The sequence below is a fragment of the Paraburkholderia sp. GAS199 genome, assembly GCF_050436585.1.
Lineage (GTDB): Bacteria > Pseudomonadota > Gammaproteobacteria > Burkholderiales > Burkholderiaceae > Paraburkholderia.
Genome location: NZ_JBNDMM010000004.1, coordinates 350352 through 368954, shown reverse-complemented (window position 1 = coordinate 368954; position 18603 = coordinate 350352). Strand labels below are relative to the sequence as shown.

21 protein-coding genes and 1 tRNA gene are annotated in these 18603 nt (G+C 64.7%); 11 read left to right on the top strand and 11 right to left on the bottom strand.

The genetic code is table 11. The features are described from left to right. Nucleotides 1–30 precede the first annotated feature (30 nt). Nucleotides 31–1191, bottom strand: a complete 1161-nt coding sequence (ssuD, locus tag P3T18_RS18520) for an FMNH2-dependent alkanesulfonate monooxygenase (protein ID WP_429301409.1) — start codon at nucleotides 1189–1191, stop codon at nucleotides 31–33. A gap of 416 nt (nucleotides 1192–1607) precedes the next feature. Between ssuD and P3T18_RS18515 the strand changes: the two genes are divergently transcribed. After that, nucleotides 1608–2033, top strand: a complete 426-nt coding sequence (locus P3T18_RS18515) for a hypothetical protein (protein ID WP_429301408.1) — start codon at nucleotides 1608–1610, stop codon at nucleotides 2031–2033. A gap of 1 nt (nucleotide 2034) precedes the next feature. On the opposite strand, the gene P3T18_RS18510 is transcribed toward P3T18_RS18515, so the two are convergent. Next, nucleotides 2035–3165: an enoyl-CoA hydratase/isomerase family protein gene (locus P3T18_RS18510; protein ID WP_429301407.1), complete on the bottom strand. Its 1131-nt coding sequence runs from the start codon at nucleotides 3163–3165 to the stop codon at nucleotides 2035–2037. Nucleotides 3166–3376: 211 nt separating this feature from the next. Then, nucleotides 3377–4228 (bottom strand): TetR/AcrR family transcriptional regulator, encoded by an 852-nt coding sequence (locus P3T18_RS18505; protein WP_429301406.1) that lies wholly within the window; start codon nucleotides 4226–4228, stop codon nucleotides 3377–3379. A gap of 130 nt (nucleotides 4229–4358) precedes the next feature. Between P3T18_RS18505 and P3T18_RS18500 the strand changes: the two genes are divergently transcribed. Next, nucleotides 4359–5348 carry an NAD-dependent epimerase/dehydratase family protein gene (locus P3T18_RS18500; protein ID WP_429301405.1) on the top strand — a complete coding sequence of 330 codons (990 nt, stop codon included), beginning with the start codon at nucleotides 4359–4361 and terminating at the stop codon, nucleotides 5346–5348. A 20-nt stretch (nucleotides 5349–5368) separates the two neighbouring features. Here the strand turns inward: P3T18_RS18500 and P3T18_RS18495 are convergent, their stop codons facing one another. Together P3T18_RS18495 and P3T18_RS18490 are read right to left on the bottom strand one after the other, a co-directional pair. Beyond that, nucleotides 5369–5800: a DUF1488 domain-containing protein gene (locus P3T18_RS18495; protein WP_429301404.1), complete on the bottom strand. Its 432-nt coding sequence runs from the start codon at nucleotides 5798–5800 to the stop codon at nucleotides 5369–5371. Next, nucleotides 5800–6060 (bottom strand): hypothetical protein, encoded by a 261-nt coding sequence (locus P3T18_RS18490; protein ID WP_429301403.1) that lies wholly within the window; start codon nucleotides 6058–6060, stop codon nucleotides 5800–5802. The genes P3T18_RS18495 and P3T18_RS18490 overlap by 1 nt, the downstream gene beginning before the upstream one ends. A gap of 334 nt (nucleotides 6061–6394) precedes the next feature. Between P3T18_RS18490 and P3T18_RS18485 the strand changes: the two genes are divergently transcribed. Together P3T18_RS18485 and P3T18_RS18480 are read left to right on the top strand one after the other, a co-directional pair. Continuing rightward, nucleotides 6395–6586 carry a hypothetical protein gene (locus P3T18_RS18485; RefSeq protein WP_429301402.1) on the top strand — a complete coding sequence of 64 codons (192 nt, stop codon included), beginning with the start codon at nucleotides 6395–6397 and terminating at the stop codon, nucleotides 6584–6586. 42 nt (nucleotides 6587–6628) lie between these two features. Next, nucleotides 6629–7024: a hypothetical protein gene (locus tag P3T18_RS18480; RefSeq protein ID WP_429301401.1), complete on the top strand. Its 396-nt coding sequence runs from the start codon at nucleotides 6629–6631 to the stop codon at nucleotides 7022–7024. A gap of 36 nt (nucleotides 7025–7060) precedes the next feature. On the opposite strand, the gene P3T18_RS18475 is transcribed toward P3T18_RS18480, so the two are convergent. Both P3T18_RS18475 and P3T18_RS18470 read right to left on the bottom strand, forming a co-directional pair. Then, on the bottom strand, nucleotides 7061–7393 hold the full coding sequence (locus P3T18_RS18475) for a DMT family transporter (protein WP_429301595.1): 333 nt from the start codon (nucleotides 7391–7393) through the stop codon (nucleotides 7061–7063). Between the two features lie 10 nt (nucleotides 7394–7403). After that, complete coding sequence (locus P3T18_RS18470) at nucleotides 7404–7901, bottom strand: heme-degrading domain-containing protein (RefSeq protein ID WP_429301594.1); 498 nt, start codon at nucleotides 7899–7901, stop codon at nucleotides 7404–7406. Between the two features lie 240 nt (nucleotides 7902–8141). Between P3T18_RS18470 and P3T18_RS18465 the strand changes: the two genes are divergently transcribed. From P3T18_RS18465 to P3T18_RS18435, 7 genes are all read left to right on the top strand, one after another. Continuing rightward, nucleotides 8142–8218: transfer RNA gene (locus tag P3T18_RS18465), tRNA-Met, on the top strand. Nucleotides 8219–8583: 365 nt separating this feature from the next. Then, nucleotides 8584–9129 (top strand): NUDIX hydrolase, encoded by a 546-nt coding sequence (locus P3T18_RS18460; RefSeq protein ID WP_429301400.1) that lies wholly within the window; start codon nucleotides 8584–8586, stop codon nucleotides 9127–9129. 9 nt (nucleotides 9130–9138) lie between these two features. Next, on the top strand, nucleotides 9139–9876 hold the full coding sequence (gene aat / locus P3T18_RS18455) for a leucyl/phenylalanyl-tRNA--protein transferase (protein WP_429301399.1): 738 nt from the start codon (nucleotides 9139–9141) through the stop codon (nucleotides 9874–9876). A gap of 114 nt (nucleotides 9877–9990) precedes the next feature. Beyond that, nucleotides 9991–10809: an arginyltransferase gene (locus P3T18_RS18450; protein WP_429301398.1), complete on the top strand. Its 819-nt coding sequence runs from the start codon at nucleotides 9991–9993 to the stop codon at nucleotides 10807–10809. Nucleotides 10810–10903: 94 nt separating this feature from the next. Then, a complete protein-coding gene (locus P3T18_RS18445) occupies nucleotides 10904–11965 on the top strand; it encodes a quinone-dependent dihydroorotate dehydrogenase (RefSeq protein ID WP_429301397.1) in 1062 nt (353 codons plus the stop codon). Between the two features lie 244 nt (nucleotides 11966–12209). Next, nucleotides 12210–13004, top strand: a complete 795-nt coding sequence (locus P3T18_RS18440; protein WP_429301396.1) for a cystine ABC transporter substrate-binding protein — start codon at nucleotides 12210–12212, stop codon at nucleotides 13002–13004. 147 nt (nucleotides 13005–13151) lie between these two features. Then, nucleotides 13152–13811 carry an amino acid ABC transporter permease gene (locus P3T18_RS18435; protein WP_429301395.1) on the top strand — a complete coding sequence of 220 codons (660 nt, stop codon included), beginning with the start codon at nucleotides 13152–13154 and terminating at the stop codon, nucleotides 13809–13811. An 80-nt stretch (nucleotides 13812–13891) separates the two neighbouring features. On the opposite strand, the gene lepB is transcribed toward P3T18_RS18435, so the two are convergent. The 4 genes from lepB to P3T18_RS18415 form a co-directional block, all read right to left on the bottom strand. Continuing rightward, entirely contained in the window at nucleotides 13892–14596 is a 705-nt protein-coding gene (gene lepB, locus P3T18_RS18430; RefSeq protein WP_429301394.1) for a signal peptidase I, read from the bottom strand. 155 nt (nucleotides 14597–14751) lie between these two features. Beyond that, nucleotides 14752–15753, bottom strand: coding sequence for a Gfo/Idh/MocA family protein (locus P3T18_RS18425; protein WP_429301393.1), 1002 nt, complete (start codon nucleotides 15751–15753; stop codon nucleotides 14752–14754). Between the two features lie 122 nt (nucleotides 15754–15875). Further along, a complete protein-coding gene (locus P3T18_RS18420) occupies nucleotides 15876–16589 on the bottom strand; it encodes a FadR/GntR family transcriptional regulator (protein WP_429301392.1) in 714 nt (237 codons plus the stop codon). A 393-nt stretch (nucleotides 16590–16982) separates the two neighbouring features. Beyond that, nucleotides 16983–18584: a mannose-1-phosphate guanylyltransferase/mannose-6-phosphate isomerase gene (locus tag P3T18_RS18415; RefSeq protein ID WP_429301391.1), complete on the bottom strand. Its 1602-nt coding sequence runs from the start codon at nucleotides 18582–18584 to the stop codon at nucleotides 16983–16985. Nucleotides 18585–18603: the final 19 nt, after the last annotated feature.

Genomic DNA, 18603 nt, shown 5'->3' with positions numbered 1-18603 from the left:
TGACGGACGAAGCCGAACGCCGCGCGGCGCTCAGCTCGCGCTGGCCGCCTTGGGCAGATAGTTATTGCCGACGATCTCGCCGAACGGACCGGACAACGGGCCGCCGGCGACCTTGTTTTTGCGTCCCGGCAGCAGCGGAAACACCAGTTCGGCGAAGCGGTACGACTCTTCGAGATGCGGATAGCCGGACAGGATGAAGGTGTCGACGCCGAGGTCCGTGTACTCCTTCATGAGCGCCGCGACCTGTTGCGGGTTGCCGACCAGCGCCGTGCCCGCGCCGCCCCGCACGAGGCCGACGCCGGCCCACAGGTGCGGATAGACTTCCAGGTCGGCGCGGCTGCCGCGTTTGCCGCCGTGCAGCGCGGCCATGCGGCGCTGCCCTTCCGAGTCCATCTTCGCGAACGACGCCTGGGCACGCGCAATGGTGTCGTCGTCGAGCTTGCTGATGAGCTTGTCGGCCGCTGCCCACGCTTCCTCTTCGGTCTCCCGCACGATCACGTGAAAGCGAATCCCGAAACGGATCTCGCGGCCTCGCGCTGCGGCGCGCGCGCGAATGTCCGCGACCTTCTTCGCGACGGCCGCGGGCGGCTCGCCCCAGGTCAGATACGTGTCGATGTGATCGGCCGCGATGTCGTGCGCAGCCGCGGACGAACCGCCGAACCACAACGGCGGATGCGGATTCTGCACCGGCGGATACAGTGCCTTGCCGCCCTTCGAGGTGAGATGCCGGCCTTCGAAGTCGATGGCGTCGTTGGTGTGCGAGGCCGTGAGTAGCTTGCGCCAGATGTGCAGGAATTCGTCGGTGATCTCGTAGCGCGTGTCGTGATCGACGAATACGCCGTCGCCTTCCAGTTCCGCTGCATCGCCGCCGGTCACGACGTTGATCAGCAGCCGTCCGTTCGACAGACGATCGAATGTCGCCGCCATGCGCGCCGCGAGTCCCGGCGACGAAATGCCCGGCCGGATCGCAACCAGAAACTTCAGGCGTTTCGTCGCCGCGATCAGGCTGGAGGCGACCACCCACGCGTCTTCGCAGGAGCGGCCCGTCGGCAGCAGCACGCCTTCGTAGCCGAGCGTGTCGGCGGCCACGGCGATCTGCTGGAAGTAGTCGTAGTCGGCTGCACGTGCACCTTGGGACGTACCGAGATAGCGGCTGTCGCCGTGAGTCGGAATGAACCAGAACACATTCATTTGCTGCTCCTGCCTGTTCGAAACGGGATTGAATGAAAAACGCCGCGTCGGACGAACGCGCACACGCCGGCCGCGCGCATTGCGCCAGCACCTGGCTGGACGAAGCGACGCAAGAGATGGAATGGCGATGTGGCGCGCAATGCGCCCGGTCAAGTGGACGACGGCGGCGAATGCTGTGCGCGCACCGTCTGCATGGAGAAACAGTCTATGGATCGGACCCGGGCTTTTGAACGATTTTTTTTAGCTTAGGTTTTCCACTTTCGTGATTAGCCCGACGCTAAAGCATACGGTTTGTGCACGAGTGTTGCATGGCCGGCACGCTTGAAACGGGGTGCCCCTATATATAATGGCGCACGTTTCCAATAATCCGGTACAGGCCATGTCAATCAGCCGCCTGTACTCCGCAGGTGCAATGCATGCAAAAACTCATCCTGCCGTTCGTCGCCGGCTTTCTGGCTTCCCTGTTTTTTCATGAATCGACGCTGGCGTTGATGCATGCAGCCGGTCTGATCGACCCGACCGGCTTTTCGACCGCACCGTTTTTACCGCTCGGCTTGCCCGAGTTCATCGCCAACGCCATCTGGAGCGCCTTCTGGGCCGTGTTGATGGCGTGGCTGCTGCGCGTCGCGCCCGAGCGGCGCGCGCCGTGGGTGCCGGCTTTTGTATTCGGCGGCATCGTGCTGACGGCAGCCAGCGTGTTCGTGGTCGATCCGCTGCGCGGCATCTGGCCGAGCGGCAACATGCTGCCGCGCCTGGCGGTGGCATTCGCCGCCAACGCAATGTGGGGCTGGGGCGCGCTGGTGTTCATGCGCGCCTTCATGGCCGGCGAACTGGACGACTGACCTAGCCGTTCAGGTCGCGCAGCGGATGCGCGGCCGGCGCCCACGGACTCTCGAGCATCTTCGCCACGTCCGCGGCTCGCACGTCTTCGATACGCGCGAAACGCCAGCGCGGCGCATTGTCCTTGTCGATGATGCGCGCGCGAATGCCTTCTACCGTATCGCCCTCGGCGAAACACGTGCGCGTGAGGTCGAGATCGCCGCGCAATACATCCGCCATCGACCCTTCCGCACGCGCCACGACTTCGAGCGAAATCGCCATCGACAACGGCGAGCGCTCGCGCAGCACGGCAATCGTCTGCTCGGCCCAACCGGCCGCATCGCCCGATTTTTCCTGTTCCAGCGAAGCCAGAATCTGCCCGACATCCGCCTTAGCGAAATGCCGGTCGATCAGTGCCCGTGCATGCGCGAGCGGCGCATCGTCGGGGTTCGGCGCGCCCTGCTGCGCGGCGCACGCGTGCTCGATGCAGGCGACCACGTCGGCGCCGCGCTCGAAGCGCGCCTCACGCAGCGTGTCGATCAGCGCGGGCAGCGACTTCTCGTCGAGCCAGACGTCGGCGAGACCGGCGAACAGTGCGTCCGCTGCGCCGACCGACTCGCCGGTGACCGCGAGATAACGGCCGATCGCGCCCGGCGTGCGCGCCAGAAACCAGCTCACGCCCACGTCGGGGAACAGACCGATGCGGGTTTCGGGCATCGCCATGCGGGTCGAACCCGTGACGACGCGCAGTCCGCCGGTACGGTGCGCACCCTGCGAAATGCCCATGCCGCCGCCCATCACGACGCCGTTCATCAGCGCGATGTACGGCTTCGGATACGTGAAGATGGCGTGGTTGAGCCGGTATTCCTCGATGAAAAACGTATCGCGCGCGGCCTCGTCATGGCGCTGCGCCGTCTCGTACAGAAAGCGGATGTCGCCGCCCGCGCAGAACGCACGTTCACTCGTGCTGCGCACCACCACGGCCAGCACGTCGGGATCTTCGCGCCATTGTTCGAGCGCCGCATGCATTGCGCGGATCATACCGGTCGACAGCGCGTTCAGCGCCTTGGGCCGCTCGAGTTCGAGGTAGCCGATGCGATTGGCTACGTGAGTCGCGACTTCGTCGCTGGCGGCGGACGGGACGGAAATGGACATGGAGAGCAAGACGCGCGAACGCGAAAAAGAAGTTGGAGTTAAACGTTATCACGCGTGAGCGGCTTCGCGCTTTGAGGAGCGCTTTTGTGAGCCGCTTTGCTAGCCGCTTCGACGGGTTGCCTCGGCGAACTTTGCGCGCCTGTGCGCTCGACGGTTTGGCATGTGCGCCCGGTCTGCTTCGTCTGCTTTGCCTCGATTGCCGCAGAGGAATTCAGCCGGTTTTTGCGGTCTTCGGCGCGGCTTTTGTGGCAGGTTTTGCGCGCGTCTTCACTACCGCTTTTTCCGCCGGCTCGGCCGGTCGATCACTCTCGCCGACCTCAGCCGGATCCGTTGCCTTCGCATCGAGGCTCTTCCTGCGACCGCGCGCGTTGCCCGGCGTGACCGCCGCCGCTGCCGGCTGCGCGCCGAGCCATGCGTCGAGCGCGACGCTCACCACCGTATCGAGCGGCGCACTGGGAAATACCGGGCAAGTGAGATTGAGCGCGACGATGCCGTGCAAGGTCGCCCAGAACGCCTCGGCCCAAACGGCGGCATCGGTCGATGCGGGCAGGCGCCCTGCCGTTTTCAGCGCTTCGATGGCGTCGAGCATGATGCGCAACGAGGCGTCGCCGGGGTCGTCTCCGGATTTGGGCGGCAGGCTTCTGGCCACTTCGTCGTGCGTTGGCGGGACCGACGCTGCGGCCGCCTTCGATCCACCGAGCGCCGCGCCCGTGTAGCTCGGATCTTCCATGAAAATCAGCCGGTAGGTTTCCGGATGCGCGACACCGAACGCCACGTAGGCGCGACCCAGCGCCTTCAGGCGTTCGGCCGGATCGGCGATCTGCACCAGCGGCTCGAAGGTCTGCAACAGTTGCGCGTAACCCTCGACGCACAAGGCCCACGCGATCTCGTCGCGGCTCGCAAAATGCAGGTAGAGCGTGGCGGGCGAATACTCGATGGCCTCCGCGATCTTGCGCATCGACAGCGCGGCGAAACCGTCGCGCATCACGATGCGCCGCGCGGCATCGAGGATGCGTTCGCGCAGCGCCTGCTTCTGCCGGGTTTTACGTTCTGGAATTCCCATGCCGGCCATTCTCGGGTTGACAAACTGAAAAGTCAAATTAAACTGAACACTGTTTACTGAACGGTGTTCATTAAATTTTCTTCAATCAGTTCAAGTGGTAGCGGCCATCGCGCCGTCACGAGGAGTCGTCATGGAAAGCACAGGAAAAGTGGGATTGTTCGGCGCTGCCGGCGCGTCCGGACGGATCATCGCGGCGGCGCTCAGCGCGGCCGGACGCGACTACCGCGTGGTCGGCCGCTCGGCTGCGGCGCTCGAAGCCGCGTTCGGCCACGACCCGCACGCCGAGATCGTGACGTGGAATCCGGACGACGTCGCGTCCATCGCCGCGGCGGCCCAAGGACTGCAAACCGTCATCTATCTGGTCGGCGTGCCCTACGATCAGTTCGCCGCCCATCCGCCGCTCATGGAGCGCACGCTCGCCGGCGTCACCGAAGCGGGTGTCGAGCGTTTCATTCTGGTCGGCACGGTATATCCGTACGGCCGCGCGCAAAGCAATCCGATCACGGAAAACCATCCCCGAGAGCCGCACACGTTCAAAGGGAAGATGCGACTCGCGCAGGAAAATCTCGTGCTGGCGGCGCATGGCCGTCAGGGCTTGTCCACGCTGGTGTTGCGCCTGCCCGATTTCTACGGTCCCGGCATCGAGCGCAGCCTTTTGAACGGCGTATTCGAAGCGGCCGCCCAAGGCAAGCGCGCGCAGATGATCGGGCCGATCGACGTGCCGCACGAGTTCATTTTTCTGCCGGATATCGGCCCGGTGATCGAGCAACTCACGCGTACACCGCAAGCATATGGCCGCTGGTGGCATCTCGCCGGTCCCGGCACGATTACGCAGCGCGAAGTGGCCCGTGAGGCCTATGCACTGGCGGGCCGCGCGCCGCAGTTGATGGTGGCCGGCAAGACCCTGTTGCGCGTGCTCGGTCTCTTCAACCCGTTGATGCGCGAAATGGTCGAAATGAATTACCTGATGACGGAACCGGTCGTGATGGACGACACCGCGTTGACCACGCTGATCGGCCCGATTGCAAAAACGTCGTACGAAAGCGGCATTCGCCAGGCGTACGAGGCCGCCCGGCAAGCCGCCGGCGCGCGCGAAAACGACAAGGTGAAAGCCGCCTGAAGCGGCGGCACGGCGAGCGCTTAAACCTGACCGGCGATATTGCCCGGCGGAAAGTGTCCGCTCTTGAGCAGAACCGGTGTGCCGTTGCTGATTTGCAGATGTTCGCGCGCCACGGCTTCGATGCGCGGGCGGCCGGCGTCGAATGCGCGCAACCAGCCTTCGAGGTCTTCGGAATACGCGCCGAAATGATCTTCGAGCGCTTCGACCGAGATCGCGCACGGCACGCGCTCACCGTCGACGAGCGCGGGAAAAACGACGGTCAGGTTCGAGTCGCGGTAAGCAGGCGCGTCCGCGGGAAACCGGATTTCCATGGTCGCCTCATCAGAAGGGTCCGAGATCGGACGGGTGCCGGCCAGCAGTGACCGGCCGGGCGCAACGTCGATATGGTACTCGCGCGGCTCGGCGCTGGTCCAGCGTGCCGCGCCGCCCTCCCCGGCGTCCTTGCGCGCCATCACTTACCTCCCAGCAGACGGTCCACGTAATCGCGCGCCGCCTGTTCGACGAAACTCAGCGCGTCGTCTTCGCTGCCGAAACGCTGCTCGTCGCCGAGATCGATCAGGGTTTCCATCCGGCGCGGATCGTCCGGGCCGTGTTCGGCCAGACTCACCGAGCCGACGTAGGTACCGCCCACGTGCGTCTCGGCCGTCGGCACGAGACGCGCTGCCGCGCTGATGTAATAGCCCCGATAAGGACCGCTGACCCGTTCGGCCATGGTGTTTCTCCTCTTCGCGATGCGTCGCGATGTTTTCGTGGAATTGAATGTGCGCCGCGCAAAAAGCTTACGCGCATGCGAACGACTTCGCCTGCAGGCCGATAGTGAGTAAGGCGCCTCGCGCGCGGATAAGTTCTCGATGCGCGCCGTCGGCCGAGGCGCCGGGTCGGGCCACGGATCCAGCCGCCCGATGCGTTTGTCGTCGAGCCTGTCACCGGGCGATTGCGCCGATCCACCGGCACGATTGCACTTGTGAGCACCGCGCGTGTCGAACCATGCATCGGCACGATCCGTGCTATTGCAAGAACGCCTTTTTGAGACCAGCGAGCGCGATATGGGAAAATATTTTGTACAGAACCACGAATTGCCCGAGCCCGATGCGGCCAACAAGTGGTTTGCCTACGCCGAAAGCCATGGCATCGACGTGCCCAAAGCCATCAGCATCTGGGAAGACGCCGCCACCGTAGCAGGTACGGAAAGCCGCAAGCAGGTCAGCGCGGCGGGCATCACGATCGAAACGCCTTAGGCTGGGCGACGCATCACACTCAATTTGAAAGGAAACATCACGATGTATCAGATGACGCAATCGCGCCGCCTCGCCCGTCTTCACCCGAGCCGCATGGCGCTTGCTCTCGTGCGCAGAACGCCGCTCGCCGCCGCGCTCGCCGCCGTTCTGCCTGCCGTCGTGCTGCTCGGCGCGAGCCTGAGCGGTTGCGCCTCATCGAACACCACCTCGCTGATCAATCTGCCGAACGGCCAGACCGGCTTCGCGGTGAATTGCAGCGGCGCCGACGCCGCGTCCAGCTGGGCTTCGTGCTACGTGCAAGCGGGTAAGGCGTGCGGCGCGACCGGCTACGACATCGTGTCGAAAGACAACGACGAAGGCGGCACCGCGGGCGGCAGCGTCACGAACGTCGTGTCGGCGAACGTGAAAAACCGCTCGATGATCGTGCGCTGCAAGTAATACGCGGGCGCGGCCGGTGAACGTGGGGATGCGGGATCAATGCGCCTGCATCTTCGAAAACATGTTCAGCACCGCCACGCCGGCAATGATCAGCCCGAGCCCGATGATGGCGGGCAAGTCCGGCACCTGGCGGTACATCACCACGGCGACCAGCGTGATGAGCACGATGCCCGCGCCGGACCACACGGCATAGACGATGCCCACGGGAATCGTCTTGAGCGTGAGCGACAGGCAGTAGAACGCGATGCCGTAGCCCACCACCACGACGGCCGCCGGCAAAAAGCGCGAAAAACCTTCGGAGGCGCGCATCGCGGAAGTCGCGATCACTTCGGCGACGATGGCGATGGCGAGCAAGGCATAAGGTGGCACGCGCATCGCGTCAGACCTTCGCCAGCGCGAGCGCGGCGTAGTCGAGGCCGAGATGCGCGCACAGTGCTTCGACCACCAGTTCGTGATCCGCGCGCTGCGGCAAGCCGGATACCGTAATCGAGCCGATTACGCCGGCGCCCGCCACGCTCAGCGGAAACGCGCCGCCATGCGATGCGTATTCCGACACCGGCAGGCCGTGGCGTTCGGCGAGCGTGCTGTTCGCCTGCTTCAATTTCAGACCCACCGCGTACGAGCTGCAACGGAAATGCGCGACCGTGTTGCCTTTGCGGCGCGCCCAATCGACGTTGTCGGGCGTCGCGCCCGGCAGCAGGCTGAAGAACAGCGGCTGGCCGAACGTGCGCACGTCGATCGCGGCCGCGATGCCGCGAGCCTTGGCCACTTCGTGCAGATAGGCGCCGATCTGCCAGGCGCGGTCGGCGTCGAAATGCGGAAACACTAGCGCTTTTTCCTGAGCGGTCATTACCTGCAGATCGTGATCGATATCCATGGAATTCAGTTCGGTAGAGATGAAGGGATAGTGCGCGGCGCCGCTTGCGTTCGTGCGCACGTTCTAGCGCATGACGGTTCGCCGACCGGCACCGCGAAGGGATTCCGATTCTAGCGCAGCCCCTTGCGGGAACCTTGCGACACGCGACACCCGCTAAGCGCGTCGCGACTCGCCGTAAGCGTTTTTTAAACAGCTATTGCATCGTCGTGAAATCTATCCTATAATCTTTTCTTCGACGGACGCGGGGTGGAGCAGTCTGGCAGCTCGTCGGGCTCATAACCCGAAGGTCGTAGGTTCAAATCCTACCCCCGCAACCAAGCATCACTGCTTAGGTTCGAAACGTCGAAAAACATTGAAGGCTTGCCCAACCGGCAGGCCTTTTTTGTTTTCCACGCGCGCTTTTTTCGAAGCCGGCTCCGCGCTTCGTCACCAATCTTCAGATTGCTTGGCGTCATTGCACAGCGCGCGCAGATAGCCGCGCTGCCCGCATGCAGCACGTCGGAATCATTTGGCAATCCAAACTAACCGGCCTCGCCTCTTTACTGCAAATCGACCGCCAATCCAGCCGCAATCGCGCGCCCGATGCGAGCGCGCTGCCCGCCTTTGCCCGGCCGCTTCGGCGCCTCTCAGCAAAGTCGTTCCCCGGTGATAAACTCCTATCACTCTTTCTCGTCCCCTTCCTATGAAATTCTGTTCTGTCTGCGGCCACGGCGTCAGCTTGAGCATTCCGCCGGGCGACAACCGCGAGCGCTTCGTATGCGGCAGTTGCGGTACGGTGCACTATCAGAATCCGCGCAACGTGGTCGGCACCGTCCCGGTCTGGGACGACAAGGTGCTGCTGTGCCGCCGCGCGATCGAACCGCGCTACGGCTACTGGACGCTGCCGGCAGGCTTCATGGAAATGGGCGAAACGACGGCCGAAGCCGCGTCGCGCGAAACGCTGGAGGAAGCCGGCGCGCGCGTCGAGGTGCAGAGCCTGTTTTCGCTGCTCAACGTGCCGCACGTGCATCAGGTGCATCTGTTCTACATGGCGCGTCTGCTCGATCTCGACATCGCCGCCGGCGAAGAAAGCCTCGAAGTGAAGCTTTTCGAAGAGCACGAAATCCCCTGGGACGACATCGCTTTCCCGACCGTCGGCCAGACGCTGCGCTTCTTTTTCGCCGACCGCGCCGCCGGCAGCTACGGCCTGCACACGGGCGACATCTTCCGCTCGCTGCGCGAAGGTTGAGCGGCGCGCATGGTTCCCTGGCTCGGAGCTGACGAACCGTTTCCGCCGGTCGAGCGCGCGCTTGGCGCCGCCAGCGGCGCGCCGGGTCTGCTCGCCGCGAGCGCCGACCTGCTGCCGTCACGGCTGATCGACGCCTACCGGCGCGGCATCTTCCCGTGGTATTCGGACGGCCAGCCCGTGCTGTGGTGGAGCCCCGATCCGCGCATGGTCCTGCGCCCCGCCGAATTCAAACTCTCGCCCTCGTTGCGCAAAACGCTCAAACGCGTGCTGCGCGACGACGCGTGGGAAATTCGCGTCGATCACGATTTCGCCGCCGTGATGCGTTCCTGCGCGCAGGCGCCGCGCCACGGCCAGCGCGGCACGTGGATCACCGCGGACGTGGTGGAAGCGTATTCGTCGCTGCATCGCATGGGCGACGCCCACAGCATCGAAACATGGTTCGAGGGCAAGCGCGTGGGCGGTTTGTACGGCGTCGCGTTCGGCCGCATGTTCTTCGGCGAGTCGATGTTCGCGGAGGTCACCGACGCGTCGAAAATGGCGCTGGCCGCGCTTGTCGGACACTTGCGACGTCACAAAATAGAAATGATAGACTGCCAGCAGAACACGTCGCATCTGGCGTCGCTTGGCGGGCGCGAGATACCGCGCAAGACATTCATCGCGCATGTTCGCGCGTCGGTCGACGCTCCGTCCATTCCATGGAGTTTCGACAAGACCGTATTGCTCGATGTCGTCGCGCCGGCGGCGTAGGACAATCAGGCCGAATCCGGATCCGTCGCCCACCGAGCCGCGGATCACGAGCCGCGGTAGGTCACCGCAAGGCGCCGGGTTTGCATTACCAGAGACGCTTCGAGAGCTGCCAACGTGACTCATCCCAACGAGCTGCCTCTTTCTCCGCTTTCCGCGCTGCAATTCTATGCAACGGCGCCCTATCCCTGCAGCTATCTGGACGGCCGCATCGCGCGCTCGCAGGTCGCCACGCCCAGTCATCTCATCAATTCCGACGTCTACACCGACCTCGTCAAGTCCGGTTTCCGGCGCTCGGGCGTGTTCACCTACCGCCCGTATTGCGACGGCTGCCGCGCCTGCGTGCCGGTGCGCGTGCCGGTCGACCAGTTCATGCCGAACCGCACCCAGCGCCGCGTGTGGAAAAAGCACGGCGAACTGATCGCCACGGTCGCGCCGCTGCACTACGACGAAGAGCACTACGCGCTCTATATGCGCTACCAGTCGGCGCGCCACGCGGGCGGCGGCATGGACCGCGACAGCCGCGACCAGTACGAACAGTTTCTCCTGCAGAGCCGCATCAACTCGCGGCTCGTGGAGTTTCGCGAGCCGTTGCCGAATCACCCGGAAGCGCCGGGCATTCTGCGCATGATCTCGATGATCGACATCCTCGGCGACGGCCTTTCTTCCGTCTACACCTTCTTCGAACCGGATCTGCCGCACAGCAGCTTCGGCACCTACAACATCTACTGGCAGATCGAACAGGCACGCAGCCTCAAGCTGCCGTACGTGTATCTCGGCTACTGGATTCGCGAGAGCCCGAAAATGGCGTACAAGGCCAATTTCCGGCCGCTCGAAGGTTTGATCGAAGGCGCCTGGCGGGTGCTCGATCCCGACACTTTCGGCCTGCCGCCCGTCGATCTGGCGATGCAGGGCCGGCGCGGACCGTTGCGCTAGCAAAAACGCGCGGCACGCGGCGCGCCGGAGTTTCGTCGGCCGGGCGCTGTACGCTTGCGCCAATTGGTCTCATTAAAGCCTCAAAGCCGGTAAAATGACGGGTTCCCATTTTTCGGCCGCCCGGCTTCGTCCCGTGTTCAGTTCCCTCTATCCGCTCATACGCGCCCAACTCTTTCGCATGGACGCGGAAGACGCTCACCACCTGACACTGCGCATGCTCGGCGCCGCCGGCCGCACCGGCCTCGCGGGCGCGCTCGCGCCGCGTGTGCCGGACGCGCCGCGCACCGTGATGGGGCTGACGTTCCGCAATCCGGTCGGCCTTGCCGCCGGCCTCGACAAGGACGGCGCCGCGATCGACGGGCTGGCCGCGCAGGGTTTCGGATTCATCGAAGTGGGGACGGTCACGCCGCGCGCGCAACCGGGCAATCCGCGGCCGCGCATGTTCCGCCTGCCGCAAGCCAACGCGATCATCAACCGGATGGGCTTTAACAACGCGGGCGTCGACCAGTTCGTCAAGAACGTCCAGGCCGCGCGCTATCGCGGCATTCTCGGCCTGAACATCGGCAAGAACGCCGACACGCCGATCGAGCGCGCCGCCGAAGACTATCTCTACTGTCTCGAGCGCGTGTATCCGTTCGCGAGCTACGTCACGGTCAATATTTCCTCGCCGAACACCAAGAACCTGCGCCAGCTGCAAGGCGCGGGCGAACTCGACGCCCTGCTCGCCGCGCTGAAAGACAAGCAGCAGCGTCTGGCCGATCTGCACGGCAAACTGGTGCCGCTCGCACTGAAAATCGCGCCGGACCTCGACGACGAGCAGATCAAGTCGATCGGCGACACGCTGCTGCGTCACCGCTTCGAAGGCGTGATCGCCACCAACACCACCTTGTCGCGCACGGCGGTCACCGGCATGCAATACGGCGACGAAGCCGGCGGCCTGTCCGGCAAGCCGGTGTTCGACGCGTCGAACGAAGTGATCCGCAAGCTGCGCGCCGAAGTGGGCGACACGGTGCCGATCATCGGCGTCGGCGGCATTTTCTCGGGCGAAGACGCGCGCGCCAAGCTGGCGGCCGGTGCGTCGCTGGTGCAGCTCTACACCGGCTTCATCTATCGCGGACCGGCGTTGATCGCCGAGTGCGCGCAGGCGCTGCGCTGAGTCGAAGGCGCCGACGCCTGCGGCCCACGCAGGCGTCGGCGAAACCGCGCTCGGGGCGTCCCTCGTCGCCCTTGCTACCCGACATTTCTTCGGACCTCGCCGCCTCCATCCCAAGCGCTTTTGGCGCGCCGTCGCGCCGCCTGATGCGCTTCGCATATAGACATAAACAAACCGTATTTAAACTTCGATAGTCTGTTTGTTAGACTTTCGTCTGTTAAAACGTCAGCCGTACAAAAGGAAGAGGATGAAATTTGGCTTGTTGAAAAAGATGCTCGTCGCCGGTCTGATCGGCGCGTCGTTCACCGCCGTCGCCGCCCACGCCGACGACCTGCTCGATCAGGTCAAGCAACGCGGCACGCTGCGCATCGGTCTGGAAGGCACCTTCCCGCCGTTCAACTCGAAAGCGCCGTCGGGCGAACTGGTCGGCTACGACGTCGACATCGCCCGCGCGGTCGCCGCCAAACTCGGTGTCAAGCCGGAATTCGTCACGACCGAGTGGAGCGGCATCATCGCCGGTCTGCAAGCGGGCAAGTTCGACGTGATCGTGAATCAGGTCGGCATTACGGACGCCCGCAAGCAGGCGCTCGACTTTTCGCCCGCTTACACGTATTCCGCCGCGCAGCTGATCCAGCGCAAGGACGACACGCGTGAGTTCAAATCGCTCGAAGACCTGAAGGGCAAGAAGCTCGGCGTCGGTCTCGGCACGAACTACATGGACATGGCGAAGTCGGTGCCGGGCATCGACGTCAAGACCTACCCGGGCGCGCCCGAATATCTGCGCGACCTGGCGTCCAACCGTCTGGACGCGGCGCTCAACGACCGTCTGATGCTCGCGTATCTGATGAAGAACTCGCAATTGCCGCTGCGCACGGGCGCGACGCTGGGCGCGGGCAACCCGTCGGGCATTCCGTTCAAAAAGGGTAATCCGAAGTTCGCCAAGGCAATCTCCGACGCCATGACGCAACTCGAAGCCGACGGCACGTTCACGAAGATCTCGGACAAGTGGTTCGGCATCGACGTCAGCAAGCCGATCAAGTAAGACGCGCTGCGTTCGCCCAAGGGCGGCATCGACGAGATGCCGCCCTTCGCTTTTGCAGCGTCGCCTGCGCGGCAACGACGAGCCGCGCGCTCGCCCGGCCGTCGCCCTTTATGATGTGCGCTCTGCACGCCAACCGACTCCTCGCTCATGTCCACCACTTCCCTGCTCGTTGAATCGCTTCCTGTGCTCGCACAGGGCGCACTCCTGACGGTCAAGTTCGCGGTTCTGTCGATGATTTTCGGCCTGATCGCCGGCGCCGTGCTCGCGGTCATGGGCGTCAGCCACAACCGTGTGCTGAACTGGATCGCGCGCGTGTACGTCAGCGTGTTCCGCGGCACGCCGCTGCTGGTGCAGATTTTCGTGATTTATTACGGGCTGCCGAGTCTCGGCATTTCGCTCGACCCGACGCCGGCCGGCGTGATCGCCCTGTCGGCGAACGTGGCGGCGTATCTGTCGGAAAGCATGCGCGGTGCGATTCTCGGCATTCATGACGGACAGTGGCTCGCCGCCTATAGCCTCGGCCTGTCGCGCCGTCAGACGCTGCGCTACGTCATCGCGCCGCAGGCCTTGCGCATCGCCGTGCCGAGTCTGTCGAACAGTCTCATCAGTCTGATCAAGGACACCTCGCTGGTGTCGGTCATCACCGTGACGGAACTGCTGCGCAGCGCGCAGGAAATGATCGCGTCGACGTACCAGCCTTTGCCGCTGTATCTCGCCGCCGCCGCGGTCTACTGGGTGCTGTGCCAGTTGCTCGAATGGGTGCAGCGCTGGTACGAACGGCGTCTCGCGCTGCCGGCGCGGCACTAAGGCGGCAGAGGCGGCACTGATCGCAGCGCCGCCTGAGTCCTCACGCTTTACCGCGGCTTTATCGCAGCTTTAACGTGGCTTTATCGCGGAGTCTGCCGGTCGAGCGAAGCGCTATCGAGCGCCGCGCCGAAGCGCTCGAAGCGCGGCTTGTAGAAGTGATCCGGATCCAGAGAAAACGCCACGCGACGCGTGCGGCCCATCAACTCCTTGCGCGGAAAAAAGCCGAAATAACGCGAATCGGCGCTGTCGTCGCGATTGTCGCCGAGCATCAGATACTCGCCCGGCGGCACGGTCACCGGCCCGAACGAGTTGCGCGGACTCGGCGCATCCGGCGACAGGCGCACGGTATGCGCGACGCCGTCGAAGCGTTCGGTCAGATAGTCGCCGGCCGAAGTGGCGTCGCCCGGCAGCGGCGCCAGCGCGAGCGGCTGGTAATCCGCGCGCACGCCGTTCACGTACAGCACGTTGTCGCGCATCGCCACGCGGTCGCCGGGCAAACCGATCAGCCGCTTGACCATCAACTCATGTGCCGCGGAAGAATCGATCGTGACGATGTCGCCGCGCCGCGGATCGTGCAGATGCGCGATGGCGATATGCGTGAGCGGCACGCGCAGATCGTAGGCCATCTTGTCGACGAAAATACGATCGCCTTCGCGGATGGTGGGCAGCATCGAGCCGCTCGGCACGACGTTCCAGTCGGCCACGGCGCTGCGGAACAGCACCATCAGGAAGAGAAACGCGACGAGACTTTTATTGTCGCGCCACAGTTTTGCCAGCATGCGCATGATGGGCAGCTCCGGTGGAAGGTAGTCGAAAGCAGTGAGCCGGCGCGTGATGTTCAGCCGACGCCCGAGCCCTGGCAAATCCTACCACCGGCCCCGCTTCGTGTTCGGGCAGCCAGCCCGCCGCGATCCTGCAACGGGCGCGAACGCCCGCTCTCCTATTCGCCCGCGAACTTCAGCCCGAGCGCCGCGCGCGCCGCGTCGGCCATCTCGATCATCTGCAACGATTTGCTGTGCGGCATGAGCGGGCTTTCCAGCTCGCCCGCGCGGATCAGCTCGCAAAAGTGCGCGGTTTCGTAGTTCAGGCCGCCGCCTTCGAATGGCGCGTCGAGTTCGACGACGCGGCCGTCGGCATAACGCACTGTCGCGCGCGACGGATTCCACCAGGGCTCGTGAATCGTCACGTGTCCGCGCGTGCCCATCAGCAGCGCGTCACCCTTGCCGTGCAGATCGAGCCCGCAAAAGAGTTGCGCGATGCCGCGCTCATGCAGACTGTTCAGACTCGCGAACGTATCGACGCCCGTCGGCCCGAGCCGCCCGAGCGTCTGCACTTCACGCGGCGCACCGAGCCAGTCGACGGCGAGAAACATTTCATAGATGCCGATATCGAGCAGCGCGCCGCCCGCATGGTCGAACGACAGCGACGGGTGATCGTCCGGCACGCCCGGCACCGAGCAGCCCGCGCGCACCAGACCGATCTCGCCGACCGGTTCGGCCGCGAGATGCGCGCGCAATTTGACGTAGAGCGGATAGAACGGCGGCTTCATCGCCTCCATGAAGAGGCGGTTGGCGCGGCGCGCGGCGTCGAGCACACGCTCGAGTTGCGCGCGGTTGATGGTGGCGGGTTTTTCGCACAGCACGTGCAGGCCGGCTTGCAGCGCGGCAATCGCGTAGTCGGCGTGACTGTCCTGCACCGTGGCGATATAGAGTGCGTCGATGCCGCTCGCGAGCAGCGCGTCGAAGCTCGCGCAGGCCTCGCCGCCGAATTCGCCGGCGAACGCCGCGGCCGGTTCGGCGCGGCGCGACCACAGTGCGCTCAGGCGCGCGTGCGGCACGTGGGCAAGTCCTTGAGCAAAACGACGGGCGATGCGGCCCGTCCCGACGATTCCCCAGCGAATCACAGCGTCTTGCGCCGGGGCAACTTCCTTGGCAATGGTCATCGATCGTGCGAGTCCGTGCAGTTCAGAACAGGCGCTATTGTCGCGCACACCGCCCGCCGCTGCGCGAGGCGTTTGCGACCTATCCAGCCTGCCCTGTCATGCAGGGTCCTGCACGAAAGAACTCAACGCGACGGCGGCTCCGCGGAAAAATTGCCGCCGATTTCTTCCGCCGTGTAGTCGATCATCGCCAGCGACGCGATTTCCGCTTCTTTCGGATCGCGCCGCTCGATCGCTTCGACCACCCGCAGATGCGAACTCACCGCGGCTTCCCACAGGCCTTCCTTCGGCACGATCGGATTGACGGTCGAGAGCGCGCCGCGAATGATCGCCGCCATCTGCTTGAAAAACTGGTTGCCGCTCGCCACCACGATGCGGGTATGAAACAGCTCGTCCGCTTCCTGATAACCCGCCTCGTTCGGGCGGATCACGCGAAACGCCTCGAAGGCCTCGCGGATCGCCGCGACGTCGGCCGCGCTGCCGCGTGCCGCCGCCTGCGCCGACGCGCGCGGTTCGATCAGGATGCGGAACTCGATCACATCACGCAGAAACAGCGGATCGGGTTTCGCGCGAAAACGCCAGTTCACGACGTCTTCGTCGATCATGCGCCAGTCGCTCATCGGCCGGATGCGCGTGCCGATTTTCGGCCGCACGTCCAGCATGTCGCGGGCGAGCAGCATCGACAGCGCCTCGCGCATGACGGTGCGGCTGACGTCGAACTCTTTCGACAGCACATCCTGCGGTGGCAGGATGGCGCCGTATTTCTCTTCCACGATGCCGGTCACGAGCCCGTCCATGACTTTGCTCACCAGCGATCGATCCTTGTTTGCCTGTTCCATTTGACACTCTCCCCGAAGCGGTGTTTCCCCCGCGTAGCCTGTTGATCAAGCGGCCCTCATGTGTCGTTTAATGTATGCGTAGTCGACTTTCACGATACGTTGCTAGCTTCGAACGAGATGCGCCAGTTGGGAGACTTCCTAACAGGGTTATCCCTCTGAAGAATTGTTTCGTTCGTGTAACGCCGCATACGTCGACGAGCCTTAAGCTTGCGTCCCAAGCGTGCCTGCGTTGCAAAATTTGCATCGTGCGAAGACGCACGTAGCGGACGAATTTGTCTGAACGCAACGCGGCGGCGGATCGGAACAGGCGGAAATCGACTGAGCCTGGCGCGAGCGCGGGCGGAATGAAACTGGACGCGCCCATACGCCGCGCCCACGCCATTCCGGACGGCTTCAGGCGCCCGCCTTGCCCTGCTCGCGACCGTACTGGTCGTCCAGTCGCACGATGTCGTCTTCGCCCAGATAACCGCCCGATTGCACCTCGATGATTTCGAGCGGCGTCTTGCCCGGATTTTCGAGCCGATGCGTGACGCCGAGCGGGATGTAGGTCGATTCGTTCTCCGATAGCAGGAAGCTCGCGTCGCCGCGCGTGACGAGCGCCGTGCCGCGCACCACGATCCAGTGCTCGGCGCGATGGTGATGCATCTGCAACGACAGACGCGCACCCGGCTTCACGACGATCCGCTTCACCTGGAAGCGCTCGCCGCGCTCGATCGAATCGTAGAAGCCCCACGGACGGCCCACCTTCCGATGGTCCTGCGCCTCGCTGTCCTGTCCCGCCTTCAGACGGCTCACGATCGCCTTGACGTCCTGCACGCGGTCTTTCGCGGCGACCAGCACGGCATCGGCGGTTTCGACCACCACCACGCCGCTCACGCCCACGCACGCCACGAGACGCCCTTCCGAATGCGCGAAGCTGTCGGTCGAGCCGTCGAACATCACGCGGCCGCGCGCGACGTTGCCATCGGCGTCCTTGTCCGACGCTTCCCACACCGAGTCCCACGCGCCGACGTCCGACCATCCCGCCACCAGCGGCACCGCGACGCCGATCAGTCGCGCATCGGTCGCGACGCGCTCCATCACCGCGTAGTCGATCGAATCGGACGGACAACCGGCAAAGGCCTCGTGCGCCAGATGCAGCGCGCCGTCGCCGTCGACGGAAGACTGTTCGAAGGCGTTTGCGCAGGCCGCGGCAATCTCCGGACGGCAGAGCTCGATCGCCGCGAGCCACACCGAGGCGCGCACCACGAACATGCCGCTGTTCCACCAGTACTCGCCCGACTCCACATAGTGACGCGCAAGCTCGGTATCGGGTTTTTCGACGAAACGCTCGATCACGCGCGCGCCCTGCGTACCCAGCGCGATTCCCGTCCGGATGTAGCCGTAGCCGGTTTCGGCGCGCTGCGGCGGCACGCCCAGCGTGACGATCGCGCCTCGCGACGCGTGCTCCAGCGCTTCCTCCAACGCCCGCGCGAAGGCTGCGTGATCGGCGATCAGATGATCCGCCGGCAACGCGACGATGATCGGGTCGTCGCCCTCCGGCGCGGCCGCCCGCGCCGCCATGGCCGCCACCGTCAGCGCCGGTGCGGTGTTGCGTGCGACGGGTTCGAGCACCATCCGCACTGCGCGTCCGCTCTGTTCGAGACAGGCGCGCGTTTGCAGCCGCAGCGCTTCGCCGCACACCAGCAACGGCGCGGCCACGTCCGGCGCGAGACGCGCTTGAGACGCCGCCTGCGGGTGCGAGGCGACGCTACCGGGCGCGGCGGCGAGTGCGGCGCCGAGCGCGGCGTCGAGCCTGCTCAGCGTGGCTTCGAGCAGCGATTCGTCGCCCATCAGACCGATCAGCTGTTTCGGCGCCCGTTCGCGCGAGAGCGGCCACAGACGCGTGCCGGAGCCGCCCGCCAGAACCACCGGCTGGACGGACAAACGGGTGGACGTACCGGCTGCGGCGTCACGAGCGGTAAGCGGATGACCTGGTTCTACGATGCGGTTCATATGCGTATATCCGGAAAGG